Origin of the sequence: Streptomyces marianii, from assembly GCF_005795905.1 — a bacterium.
In the GTDB taxonomy this organism is placed as follows: Bacteria; Actinomycetota; Actinomycetes; order Streptomycetales; family Streptomycetaceae; genus Streptomyces; species Streptomyces marianii.
This window is the reverse complement of record NZ_VAWE01000001.1, coordinates 3,150,331-3,162,455: the sequence shown is the minus strand read 5'-3', so window position 1 is coordinate 3,162,455 and position 12,125 is coordinate 3,150,331. Positions and strand designations below refer to the sequence as shown.

The 12,125-nt window shown below is 73.3% G+C and carries 10 protein-coding genes; 3 read left to right on the top strand and 7 right to left on the bottom strand.

Features of this window, described 5'->3' with window-relative positions; translation table 11 throughout:
* Positions 1-7 precede the first annotated feature (7 nt).
* Complete coding sequence (deoC, locus tag FEF34_RS14095; RefSeq protein ID WP_171053293.1) at positions 8-955, bottom strand: deoxyribose-phosphate aldolase; 948 nt, start codon at positions 953-955, stop codon at positions 8-10.
* Positions 956-1,054: 99 nt separating this feature from the next.
* Between deoC and FEF34_RS14090 the strand changes: the two genes are divergently transcribed.
* Positions 1,055-1,696, top strand: a complete 642-nt coding sequence (locus tag FEF34_RS14090; RefSeq protein WP_138053509.1) for a PH domain-containing protein — start codon at positions 1,055-1,057, stop codon at positions 1,694-1,696.
* A gap of 70 nt (positions 1,697-1,766) precedes the next feature.
* Here the strand turns inward: FEF34_RS14090 and FEF34_RS14085 are convergent, their stop codons facing one another.
* The 4 genes from FEF34_RS14085 to FEF34_RS14070 form a co-directional block, all read right to left on the bottom strand.
* Positions 1,767-2,963 (bottom strand): hypothetical protein, encoded by a 1,197-nt coding sequence (locus FEF34_RS14085; RefSeq protein ID WP_138053508.1) that lies wholly within the window; start codon positions 2,961-2,963, stop codon positions 1,767-1,769.
* A gap of 244 nt (positions 2,964-3,207) precedes the next feature.
* The gene (locus FEF34_RS14080; RefSeq protein WP_138053507.1) at positions 3,208-4,869 is read right to left on the bottom strand and encodes a phospho-sugar mutase; all 1,662 of its coding nucleotides are present in this window, start codon (positions 4,867-4,869) and stop codon (positions 3,208-3,210) included.
* A gap of 178 nt (positions 4,870-5,047) precedes the next feature.
* The gene (locus FEF34_RS14075; protein ID WP_138053506.1) at positions 5,048-5,857 is read right to left on the bottom strand and encodes a purine-nucleoside phosphorylase; all 810 of its coding nucleotides are present in this window, start codon (positions 5,855-5,857) and stop codon (positions 5,048-5,050) included.
* A gap of 169 nt (positions 5,858-6,026) precedes the next feature.
* Positions 6,027-6,464, bottom strand: coding sequence for a gamma-glutamylcyclotransferase (locus FEF34_RS14070; RefSeq protein WP_018889198.1), 438 nt, complete (start codon positions 6,462-6,464; stop codon positions 6,027-6,029).
* Between FEF34_RS14070 and FEF34_RS14065 the strand changes: the two genes are divergently transcribed.
* On the top strand, positions 6,404-8,164 hold the full coding sequence (locus FEF34_RS14065) for an NAD(P)H-quinone dehydrogenase (protein ID WP_267905220.1): 1,761 nt from the start codon (positions 6,404-6,406) through the stop codon (positions 8,162-8,164). The genes FEF34_RS14070 and FEF34_RS14065 overlap by 61 nt on opposite strands.
* A 145-nt stretch (positions 8,165-8,309) precedes the next feature.
* Entirely contained in the window at positions 8,310-9,233 is a 924-nt protein-coding gene (locus FEF34_RS14060) for a DeoR/GlpR family DNA-binding transcription regulator (protein WP_138053504.1), read from the top strand.
* A 239-nt stretch (positions 9,234-9,472) separates the two neighbouring features.
* Here FEF34_RS14060 and FEF34_RS14055 read toward each other — a convergent pair whose 3' ends face one another.
* Both FEF34_RS14055 and FEF34_RS14050 read right to left on the bottom strand, forming a co-directional pair.
* Entirely contained in the window at positions 9,473-10,066 is a 594-nt protein-coding gene (locus tag FEF34_RS14055; RefSeq protein ID WP_407698280.1) for a TetR/AcrR family transcriptional regulator, read from the bottom strand.
* Between the two features lie 121 nt (positions 10,067-10,187).
* Entirely contained in the window at positions 10,188-11,951 is a 1,764-nt protein-coding gene (locus tag FEF34_RS14050) for an acetyl/propionyl/methylcrotonyl-CoA carboxylase subunit alpha (protein WP_138053502.1), read from the bottom strand.
* Between the last annotated feature and the right edge of the window lie 174 nt (positions 11,952-12,125).

The window sequence follows — 12,125 nt, the reverse complement described above, 5'->3', positions numbered from 1 at the left end:
TGGGGTCTCAGTCCACCGTCACGTAGTCGGGGCCGGAGTAGCGGCCGGTCGCCAGCTTCTGGCGCTGCATCAGCAGGTCGTTCAGCAGGCTGGACGCGCCGAACCGGAACCAGTGGTTGTCCAGCCAGTCCTGGCCCGCGGTCTCGTTGACGAGTACCAGGAACTTGATGGCGTCCTTGCTGGTGCGGATGCCGCCGGCGGGCTTCACGCCGACCTGTACGCCGGTCTGCGCGCGGAAGTCGCGGACGGCTTCCAGCATGAGGAGGGTGTTGGCCGGGGTCGCGTTGACGGCGACCTTCCCGGTCGACGTCTTGATGAAGTCGGCTCCGGCCATCATGCCGAGCCAGGAGGCGCGGCGGATGTTGTCGTACGTGGAGAGCTCGCCGGTCTCGAAGATGACCTTCAGCCGGGCGGCGCCGGAGGCCTCCTTCACGGCGCGGATCTCCTCGAAGACCTTCATGTAGTCGCCCGCGAGGAACGCGCCGCGGTCGATCACCATGTCGATCTCGTCGGCCCCGGCCTCGACGGCGTCACGGGTGTCCGCGAGCTTGACGTCCAGGGCGGCGCGGCCGGCGGGGAAGGCGGTGGCGACGGAGGCGACCTTCACGTCCGCCCCGCCCAGGCCGGCCTTGGCGGTGGCCACCATGTCGGGGTAGACGCAGACGGCGGCCGTCCTCGGTGCGGAGCGGTCGGTCGGGTCGGGGTTGACGGCCTTGGCGGCGAGCGCCCGGACCTTGCCCGGGGTGTCCGCGCCTTCCAGCGTCGTCAGGTCGATCATCGAGATGGCCAGGTCGATGGCGTACGCCTTGGCCGTCGACTTGATGGAGCGGGTGCCGAGAGACGCGGCGCGCGCTTCCAGGCCGACGGCGTCGACACCGGGCAGCCCGTGCAGGAAGCGGCGCAGTGCGCTGTCGGACGAGGTCACGTCAGCGAATGCAGGTGCAATGGTGGGCATGGTCACCAGACCAGCATATCTACGCGCGTAGCAACCTGTACAGGGGGCACCTGGGACTCGTCGTGGGGTGCCACGGGCCCATGGGGCAGAATCGTGAGCATGAAGAGCCCCGAGCAGCCGACCGCCGAGCCGGCCTGCGCCGACCGCGCCTACCGTTCGCTTTCCGGCATCGCGGCCGGTGTGCTGCTGCTCGCGCTCACCGGCTTGATCGGCGGCGACGCGCTCGTCCGCGGCGAGGGGCTCACGCCCTGGGTCGCGCTCGCCGGACTCCTGATGCTGGTGCCGCTGATCGTCGCCTTCACCGTGCGGCCCGCGGTCTTCGCCAACGACGACCGGCTCCGCATCAGGAACCCCTTCCGTACCATCGTGCTGCCCTGGCGGACGGTCGCGCACGTGCGCGCCGTGTACTCGAGCGAGGTCCTCACCGAGGACGGCACGAAGTACCAGCTGTGGGCCGTGCCGGTGTCGCTGCGGCAGCGCAAGGCGGCCGCCCGCAGGCGGTCGAGGGCCGCCGCGGCCGACTCCGGGATCGGCACCGGGCAGGGCGGCGTCCCCGCCGCGGGCGGCGCGTCGCACATGGCGCCCGGCGGCCGGACGATCGCCGAACTGCGGGAGCTGTCCGAGCGGGCCGCGCACCGGCCGACCGCCACCGGAGAACCGCAGGTGCGCTGGGCCTACGAGATCGTCGGCCCGGTCCTCGTGGGAGCGGTCGCCCTGCTCGTCCTGCTCGCCGTCGGCTGAGCCGGGACTGGCCTCCCCGGTCGGGTGCGCGGCAGGCGCGGACCGCGGCGCGGAGCCGGCCGCCTGCCCGTCACGGCGGGCCCTGCCACACCAGCAGCAGATGCCCGCCGAGCCAGGCCGAGGACAGCACCGCACCGCCGAGGACCAGCAGCGCCGCCGCCCTCCGCGCCCGCGCCACCGCCACCGCGACGGGCAGCAGCAGCGGGAACGCGGGCAGCAGGAACCGCGCGCGCGGGAAGTAGACGCCGCCGCTGCCGAGGACGATGAGCAGCAGCACACCCGTGAACACCACCAGCACCATCGGCTGCCGGTCGGCGAGGCAGAGCAGGAACAGCCCGGCGGCCAGCACCAGGACGACGGACACGAGCAGCATCAGCAACTGCGGGTCCGCGTCGTAGGCGAGTTGCTGCGTGAGCTCCTCCAGCGTCACCTTCCCGCCGTCCCACACGTTGGCCCACCGCCGCTGCACGGCGAAGTAGCCGTCCCAGCGCCCGAGGCGGAGCGCCACCCAGGCCACGTAGCCGCACCAGCCCAGCGGAGCGAGCAGCGCTCCCGCGAGCGCACGCCGGCCGCGGCCGCGGACGAACGCGGCCAGCCCGGCCATCGTCACCGCCACGGCGATCGCGACGCCCGTCGGCCGGGTGAGCCCGGCCAGGGCCGCCAGCCAGCCGGCCCACAGCCAGCGGCCGGTGAGCGCCGCGTACAGCGACCAGGCCACGAGCGCCGTGAACAGCGATTCGGTGTAGGCCATCCACTGGACGACCGCGACGGGCATCGCGCCCCAGAGCACCGCCAGCACGGTCCCGGCACGCCACCCGTGCAGCCGCTCGCCGACCGCGAAGATGCCCCACGCCGCGGCGACTGACGCCACCACCGCGACCGCCAGGGCCACCGAGGCGCGGCTGCCCGGGGTCACCGCGGCGACGGCTCTCACCAGTACCGGATAGAGCGGGAAGAACGCCAGGTTGTTGGTGTTCGGGGCGGGTCCGAGCTCGTGGTGGTAGCCGTGGTCGGCGATCCCCAGGTACCAGTGGGAGTCCCAGGAGGCGGCCAGCGTCGGCCAGAGGCTCTCGCCCTTGAGGTGGGCCCACCGCGCGAGCACCAGGAGCCCCGTCAGCCGTACGGCCAGATAGCCGAGCAGCGCCGGGGCGGCCCGGTGCAGTGCGTGGAGCAGCCGGCTCCCCCCACCGGGTACGGCGCCGCCTCCCGAGCCGGGTGCCCGGCGGGAGGCGGGGACGGTGGCGTGAGGGGTTGCGGTCGGGGGCACGGGGGCTCCGGTGATTCGGCGGGCGCTACCGGGGCCACCCTCGCCCGAAGGGCACGGAGGGGCACGGGCCGGTAGGTCGGTTGCCGTACGGAAATCACCCGCAGGAAGACGGCCCGCGCCTGCCCGCGCCTGCCGCGTCTGCCTGCGCCCGGCGGTGTCTGCCTGCGTCTGCCCGCGCCCGGCGGTGTCTGCCCGCGCCCGTCCGGGGGCCGGACGCGGGCGGGGAGTCCGGCCCGGCGGACCGTCAGATCCCGGCGGCCTTCGCGAGGTCCCGCTTGACGGCCGCGAGGACCTCGGAGGCACGGGTCCGCGCGGAGGCCAGCCCGTCCCGACCGCCGACCGGGACCACGACCTCCAGGTAGCACTTGAGCTTGGGCTCGGTGCCGCTGGGGCGGACGATGACGCGGGCGTCGTACTCGCCCTCCAGGTAGTACCGCAGACCGTCAGTGGGCGGCAGTGCCTCGGTGCCCTTCGACAGGTCCTCCGCCGACACCACCCGCAGCCCGGCCAGTGCCACGGGCGGCTTCCCGCGCAGTCGGCGCATGGCCTCCGCGATGACGTCCAGGTCCTCCACGCGCACCGAGAGCTGGTCGGTCGCGTGCAGGCCGTGGGCGACGGCGAGGTCGTCCAGCAGGTCCGTGAGCGTACGGCCCTCGGCCTTCAGCTCCGAGGCCAGTTCGGCGACCAGCAGGGCGGCGGTGATGCCGTCCTTGTCGCGCACGCCGTCCGGGTCGACGCAGTAGCCGAGCGCCTCTTCGTAGCCGTACCGCAGACCCTCCGCACGGGAGATCCACTTGAAGCCCGTCAGCGTCTCCTCGTAGCCGAGCCCGGCCGCGGCGGCGATCCGGCCGAGCAGCGACGACGACACGATCGACGTGGCGAAGGTGTTGCTCGCGTCCTTCGCCACGCCCTTGCGGACGAGATGGGCGCCGAGCAGCGCGCCGACCTCGTCGCCGCGGAGCATGCGCCAGCCGCCGTCCGCGCTTTCGTCGGGGACCGCCACCGCGCAGCGGTCGGCGTCGGGGTCGTTGGCGATGACGAGGTCCGGCCCGGCCTCGCGCGCCTTCGCGAACGCGAGGTCCATCGCGCCCGGCTCCTCCGGGTTGGGGAAGGCGACCGTGGGGAAGTCGGGGTCCGGCTCGGCCTGCTCGCCGACGAGCACGGGGGCGGGGAACCCGGCCCGTTCCCAGGCCGCCAGCACCACGTCGCTGCCGACGCCGTGCAGGGCCGTGTGGACCACGCGGGCCGTACGCGGCGAGTGCGGGCTCAGGACCGCGTCCGTGCGCTCCAGATACGCCTCCAGGACCTCGTCCCCGAGCGTCTCCCAGCCGCCCTCGGGGCGCGGCAGGTCGTGGATGCTGCCGACCGCCTCGATCGCCGCGGCGATCCCGGCGTCGGCCGGGGGCACGATCTGGGCGCCGTCCCCGAGGTAGACCTTGTATCCGTTGTCGCGCGGCGGGTTGTGGCTCGCGGTGACCTCGACGCCGGCGACGGCCCCCAGGTGCCGGATCGCGAACGCGAGTACGGGCGTGGGCAGCGGGCGCGGCAGCAGCGCGGCCCGCAGTCCGGCACCGGCCATGACGGCGGCGGTGTCGCGGGCGAAGTCCGCGGACTTGTGGCGGGCGTCGTAGCCGATCACGACCAGGCCGCCGTCATGGCCCTGCGCCTTGAGGTACGCGGCCAGCCCGGCGGCGGCGCGGATGACGACGACGCGGTTCATCCGCATCGGCCCGGCCCCGAGTTCCCCGCGCAGACCGGCCGTGCCGAACTGAAGGGTCCCGGCGAACCGGGCGCCCAGCTCCGCCGTGTCCCCGGCCTCGATGATCCGGCCCAGCTCGTCGCGGGTCTCCGCGTCGGGGTCCTCGGCCAGCCAAGCCCGGGCCTGCGCGATCAGGTCCTGCGCCACGGTGATGTGCCTCTCTGGTGTCGTCGTGAGCGTGAGCGCCGCCGGCTGTGTGCCCGACAGCGTCCACGACTGCGTCTGCCCGTTCCGGGCGGCGGTGTCGGCCCGCTGCGCTCCGGGCGGCGCGCCCGGCGGGTGGGGTCCGCGCCCGGCGCCGCGCCGGCGCCGGGGCGGCGACCCGTCAGATCCGGTCCAGCACCCGGGTCAGCAGCTCGCCCATCCGCGCCGCGGAGTCACGGCCTGCCTGCAGGACCTCTTCGTGGTTCAGCGGCTCACCCGACAGCCCGGCGGCGAGGTTGGTGACGAGGGAGATGCCGAGGACCTCGGCGCCGGCCTCGCGGGCCGCGATGGCCTCGAGAACCGTGGACATGCCGACCAGGTCGCCGCCCATGACACGGACCATGTTGATCTCGGCAGGGGTCTCGTAGTGCGGGCCGGGGAACTGGACGTAGACGCCCTCCTCCAGCGTCGGGTCCACCTCCTTGCACAGGGCCCGCAGCCGCGGCGAGTACAGGTCGGTCAGGTCCACGAAGTTGGCGCCGACGATCGGGGAGGCCGCGGTGAGGTTGATGTGGTCGCCGATGAGGACCGGCTGGCCGGGCCGCATGCCCTCGCGCAGACCGCCGCAGCCGTTGGTCAGGACCACGGTCTTGCAGCCGGAGGCGACGGCGGTGCGCACACCGTGCGCCACGGCGGCGACGCCGCGGCCCTCGTAGTAGTGCGTACGGCCGAGGAAGACGAGCGCCCGCTTCTCACCGATCCGGTACGAGCGGATCTTGCCGCCGTGGCCCTCGACCGCCGGGGGCGGGAAGCCGGGCAGTTCGGTGACCGGGAACTCGGCGTCGGGGGCGCCGAGGGCGTCGACCGCGGGCGCCCAGCCCGAGCCCATCACCAGGGCGACGTCGTGGGTCTCGGCGCCGGTCAGCTCTCGCAGGCGCGCGGCCGCGGCGTCGGCGGCGGCGTGGGGGTCCGGGGTAAGGGAAACGTTCACGAGAAAAGCCTAGCCTGAGAATCCCTACGCGCGTAGATGACGATGCTCACGACTCTGCAACCGTTTCCTCGTGGAAATGCACAAAGGCCCCGGGAAGCGCGCCGGGCGCACGGCCCGACGGGTACGGGGAACCGGTGCGCGCCCCGGGGAGGGCCTCCGGGCGCCCCGGTCAGCAGGGGCGCTTGCGCAGCTCCATCACGTAGTCGTGGGGGGCGCCGGCGGACTCGGCCGCGTCGGCGATCTCACCCAGGTAGCGGGCGGAGGGCAGCCCGCCCTCGTACCCGTTCAGCACGTACACCCAGGCCGGCTCCTCGCCGTCCAGCGTGTGCACCCGGACCCGCATGCGGCGGTAGATGTCGAGTCCGACGCCCTCCCAGCGGTCCATCGAGTCCTCGTCGAGCGGGGCGATGTCGTACAGCGCGACGAAGACCTGCGAGCGGGGAGCCTCCACGATCGTGGCCAGCGCCCCCTCCCAGCCCATCTGCTCGCCGCCGAACGTCAGCCGCCAGCCGTTGAGCCAGCCCGTGCCGCGCAACGGGGAGTGCGGTGCGCGGCGGGTCATCAGCCGCGCGTCGAGGTTGCCGGCGTACGCGGCGTAGAGCGACATGGGGTCGAGGGTACGGGAGGGGAAGCGGTGGCCGCCCGCCCCGATCCCCCGGGACGGAGCCGCGGGGAGGCCCGCCGCCGTACGGGCCCGGGCCCGTACGTGCAGGTCCCGCGTCCGCGCCGGGTCCCTCCGTCTTCTCCCCGGTTCCCTCCCGGTCCGTTCCGGGCCCGGGAGAGCCCCGGGCGCGAAGCAGGTTCCCGGGTGCGGGAGAATGGGGTGGACGGACACCCGGCAGAGCGAGAGCGCGAGGCGTAACCCCAGTGACCCGGATCGTGATCATCGGTGGCGGACCCGGCGGATACGAGGCGGCTCTGGTGGCCGCCCAGCTCGGCGCGGAGGTGACCGTCGTCGACTGCGACGGCCTCGGCGGAGCCTCCGTACTCACCGACTGCGTACCCTCGAAGACCCTGATCGCCACCGCCGAGGTGATGACGAACTTCGACTCGTCGCACGAGGAGCTCGGCATCATCGTCGCGGACGACACCCCGCACATCGAGCAGGCCGCCCGGATCGTCGGCGTCGACCTCGGCAAGGTCAACCGGCGGGTCAAGCGGCTCGCACTCGCCCAGTCCCACGACATCACGGCCTCAGTGACCCGTGCCGGCGCCCGCGTCATGCGCGGCCGGGGCCGGCTGGAGGGCGGTCAGGCCCTGGACGGCTCCCGGAAGGTCGTCGTCACCGCGGCGGACGGCAGCGAGGAGACGCTCACCGCCGACGCCGTGCTGATCGCCACCGGCGGTCACCCGCGCGAGATCCCGGACGCCCGGCCCGACGGCGAGCGGATCCTCAACTGGACCCAGGTGTACGACCTGGACGAGCTCCCCGCAGAGCTGATCGTGGTCGGCTCGGGCGTGACCGGCGCCGAGTTCGCCGGCGCCTACCAGGCGCTCGGCTCCCGGGTCACGCTCGTCTCCTCCCGCGACCGGGTGCTGCCGGGGGAGGACCCGGACGCCGCCGCGGTCCTCGAGGACGTCTTCCGGCGCCGCGGCATGAACGTCATGGCCCGCTCCCGCGCCCAGTCCGCCAAGCGGGTCGGAGACCGTGTCGAGGTGACGCTGGCCGACGGCCGGGTCATCACCGGCACCCACTGTCTGATGGCCGTCGGCGCCGTCCCCAACTCCGCGGGCATGGGCCTGGAGGAGGCCGGGATCAAGCTCACCGAGTCCGGGCACATCTGGACCGACAAGGTCTCGCGCACCACGGCTCCGGGCGTGTACGCGGCCGGCGACGTCACCGGCGTCTTCGCGCTGGCCTCGGTGGCGGCGATGCAGGGACGCATCGCCATGTACCACTTCCTGGGCGACGCGGTGACCCCGCTCAACCTGAAGACGGTCTCGTCGAACGTCTTCACCGACCCGGAGATCGCGACCGTCGGCTACACCCAGGCGGACGTGGACGGCGGCGTCATCGAGGCCCGGGTCGTCAAACTGCCGCTGCTGCGCAACCCGCGCGCCAAGATGCAGGGCATCAGGGACGGCTTCGTGAAGATCTTCTGCCGACCCGGCACCGGCATCGTGGTCGGCGGAGTGGTCGTGGCGCCGCGCGCTTCGGAACTGATTCACCCCATCTCGATCGCGGTCGACAACAACCTGACGGTGGAGCAGATCGCAAACGCCTTCACCGTGTACCCGTCGTTGTCGGGCTCGATCGCGGAGGTCGCGCGCCAGTTGCAGAGCCGGAAGGCGACCGGCGGGGCGTAGCGCGGGAGCCGCGGGGATCAACCCCGGCAAGCCGGGACGATAGTGCAGCGGCCCCATACCACTTCCGGTACCCCTGTTTGGGCAACTTCCCGTATTCGGCGCAAAGTGCTGAAAAGCATCGACCGCTGGGGTTACTGTCAGTTTCGTGTTCGCTGCAGAACGTCGTCAATTGATCCTCGAAATGGTGCGCGCCAACGGGGCGGTTTCGCTCCGTGAGCTCGCCCGCGTCGTCCAGACCTCCGAAGTGACCGTACGGCGGGACGTGCGGGCCTTGGAGGCAGAAGGACTGCTCGACCGCCGGCACGGCGGTGCGGTGTTGCCGGGCGGATTCACGCGAGAATCCGGCTTCCCGCAGAAATCCCATCTCGCGACCGCGGAGAAGACGGCCATCGCCGATCTCGCCGCCGGCCTGGCCGAAGAGGGCGAGGCCGTCGTGGTCGGCGCCGGTACGACCACGCAGGAGCTGGCCCGCCGGCTCGCGCGGATCCCGGGGCTCACCGTGGTCACCAACTCCCTTCTGGTCGCGCAGGCGTTGGCGCACGCCAACCGCGTCGAGGTCGTCATGACCGGCGGCACGCTGCGTGGCTCGAACTACGCGCTGGTCGGCAGCGGGGCGGAGCAGTCCCTCCAGGGGCTGAGGGTCTCCCGTGCCTTCCTGTCCGGCAGCGGCCTGACGGCCGAGCGCGGTCTGTCCACGTCCAACATGCTGTCGGCGAGTGTGGACCGGGCGCTGGTGCAGGCTGCCTCGGAGGTCGTCGTGCTGGCCGACCACACCAAGCTGGGCACGGACACGATGTTCCAGACCGTGCCGACGGACGTGATCACCCGCCTGGTGACGGACGAGCCGCCGCAGCACGACGACCGGGCGGCCACGGAGCTGCAGGCGCTCGCGGACCAGGGGGTGCAGGTCGCCGTGGCGGGCACGGCGGCCGACACGACCCAGCAGCGCCGTGATGTCCCCCTCCCGGGCCAGCGCCGTACGACCCCCCCGACCACCCCGCTCCGTCCGGCCGCGGCCCTCGCCGCCGAGCCCCCGGAGCGGCGCGTGGCGGACCTCCGCCGCCGCTGAGGGCGCCGGACCACCGCGCCGTCGGGACCGGGTGCGAGGTAGCGGGGGCGGGGCGGTGGCCGCGACCGCGCCGGCACCGGGCGTGTCGAGGGCGCGGGCTGCCGCAGCTGCCGCGGCCCCTCGGGGCGACCCCACCGGCCGGGCCCCGTCCGGCAGGACGCGTTCTGCCAAAGCCGCGCGGGGAGCGGAGCCCCGCCCGTGGCGGACCGTGAACCCCCTCACGACGAGGGGGAGATGGGCTACGCCTTCAGGCCGCGCAACGTCAGCATCAGCAACCGGTCCGCGAGTTCGGGGTCGGACGGGGCCTGCTCGGCCGCCAGGGCGATCGCGTTGGTGAGCTGAAGCAGGTCGGTGATGGAGACGTCGGAGCGGACCGCGCCGGCCGCCTGGGCGCGGGACAGGAGTCGGGTGCCTGCGTCGCGCAGGGGGACGCTGCACTGGGAGAGGGCGGAACTGGCGTCGTGCGAGGCGGACATGAGTGCCCGGGCCACCCCGCGGTATTCACCCGCATGAGTGATGATGGCGCGCAGCCATTCCACCAGGGCGGCGCACGGCTGGTCCGCCGAGGCCAGTTCCCCGGACCGGCTGAGCAGAGATGTCAGCGCGTCCTGGAAGACCGCGTTCATCAGTGCGTGACGGTTCGGGAAATGGCGGTACAGCGTGCCGATACCCACGCCCGCCCGCTTGGCGATGTCCTCGAGGGAGGCGTCCGTGCCGTGCTCGGCGAACGCCTTGCGCGCCTCGACGAGCAACCGCTCGTAGTTGCGGCGCGCGTCGGCCCGCATCGGCCGTACCGCGCCCGCTGTGGCGCCGGCCGCCGTACTCGTCGTCATGGCACCCAGCATGCCATCGGTGCGGGGGTTGCGAAGCCCGCCCGGTCCTCAGGCGGAACGTGGGCGGGGCCCGCCGGATGCTCCCGGCGGGCCCCGCCCACGTACGGCCGGACGGCCGGTGTCAGTCCTTGATCTCGCAGATCACCGCGCCGGACGTGATCGACGCGCCGACTTCGGCGCTGAGGCCCTTCACGGTGCCGGAGCGGTGCGCGTTCAGCGGCTGCTCCATCTTCATGGCCTCCAGGACGACGACGAGGTCGCCCTCCTTGACCTCCTGGCCCTCCTCAACGGCGATCTTGACGATGGTGCCCTGCATCGGGGACGCCAGCGTGTCACCGGAGGCGGCGGGGCCTGACTTCTTGGCGGCGCGGCGCTTGGGGCGCGCTCCGCCGGCCGCGGCGGTCCGGGCCAGGGTCATGCCCAGCGAGGACGGCAGCGAGACCTCCAGGCGCTTGCCGCCGACCTCGACGACGACCGTCTCGCGGCCCGGCTCCTCCTCCGCCTCGGCGTCGGCCGGAGCGGCGAAGGGCTTGATCTCGTTGACGAACTCGGTCTCGATCCAGCGGGTGTGGACCTTGAACGGTGTGCCGCCGGCCGGGGCGAAGGCAGGGTCCGAGACCACCGCGCGGTGGAACGGGATGGCCGTGGCCATGCCCTCGACCTGGAACTCGGCCAGGGCGCGCGCCGCACGCTGCAGCGCCTGCTCACGGGTGGCGCCGGTGACGATCAGCTTCGCCAGCAGCGAGTCCCAGGCGGGGCCGATGACGCTGCCGGACTCGACGCCCGCGTCCAGGCGGACACCCGGGCCGGAGGGCGCGACGAAGGAGGTGACGGTGCCGGGCGCCGGGAGGAAGCCCCGGCCGGGGTCCTCGCCGTTGATGCGGAACTCGAAGGAGTGGCCCCGCAGCGGCGGGTCGTCGTAGCCCAGCTTCTCGCCGTCGGCGATGCGGAACATCTCCCGCACCAGGTCGATGCCGGTGACCTCCTCGGTGACCGGGTGCTCGACCTGCAGACGGGTGTTGACCTCGAGGAAGGAGATCGTGCCGTCGTTGCCGACGAGGAACTCCACGGTGCCGGCGCCGACATAGCCGGCCTCCTTGAGGATGGCCTTGGACGCGCGGTACAGCTCGGCGTTCTGCTCCTGGGTGAGGAACGGCGCGGGGGCCTCCTCCACCAGCTTCTGGTGCCGGCGCTGCAGCGAGCAGTCACGGGTGGACACGATCACCACGTTGCCGTGCTGGTCGGCCAGGCACTGGGTCTCGACGTGACGCGGCTTGTCCAGGTAGCGCTCGACGAAGCACTCGCCGCGGCCGAACGCCGCGACGGCCTCGCGCACCGCCGAGTCGTAGAGCTCGGGGACCTCCTCCAGCGTGCGGGCGACCTTCAGGCCGCGTCCGCCGCCGCCGAAGGCGGCCTTGATGGCGATGGGGAGGCCGTTCTCCTGGGCGAAGGCGACGACTTCGTCCGCGCCGGAGACCGGGTCGGAGGTGCCCGCCACCAGCGGGGCGCCGGCGCGCTGGGCGATGTGACGGGCCGCCACCTTGTCGCCGAGGTCGCGGATCGCGGCGGGCGGGGGGCCGATCCAGGTGAGCCCGGCGTCGATGACGGCCTGGGCGAAGTCGGCGTTCTCCGAGAGGAAGCCGTACCCGGGGTGGATGGCGTCCGCGCCGGAGTCGGCGGCGGCCTGGAGGACCTTGGCCATGTCCAGGTAGCTGGCGGCCGGGGTGTCACCGCCCAGGGCGAACGCTTCGTCGGCCGCGCGGACGTGCAGAGCGTCACGGTCCGGGTCGGCGTAGACGGCTACGCTCGCGATCCCGGCGTCCCGGCATGCACGGGCAACGCGGACAGCGATCTCGCCTCGGTTGGCGATGAGCACCTTGCGCACGATGGCTCCCTCCTTGCTGTTGTCCCGGGGCGACGCCCCGGTTCGCGGCCACGCCGCGGGCCGGGCCCCGGTCCGGGCGTGCCGGCCGGAGCACTCGGCCTGTCACCGCGCCGAAGACTTCGCTGAAACACGCTGAGTTTAGGGACTACCGACACGGCCTTTCGACCCGTTCCC

Excerpts from the sequence above, each read along its gene's own strand:
- deoC (WP_171053293.1), bottom strand. The coding sequence starts at position 955 with ATGCCCACCATTGCACCTGCATTCGCTGACGTGACCTCGTCCGACAGC.
- FEF34_RS14090 (WP_138053509.1), top strand. The coding sequence starts at position 1,055 with ATGAAGAGCCCCGAGCAGCCGACCGCCGAGCCGGCCTGCGCCGACCGC.
- FEF34_RS14070 (WP_018889198.1), bottom strand. The coding sequence starts at position 6,464 with ATGTCGCTCTACGCCGCGTACGCCGGCAACCTCGACGCGCGGCTGATG.
- FEF34_RS14055 (WP_407698280.1), bottom strand. The coding sequence starts at position 10,066 with ATGACGACGAGTACGGCGGCCGGCGCCACAGCGGGCGCGGTACGGCCG.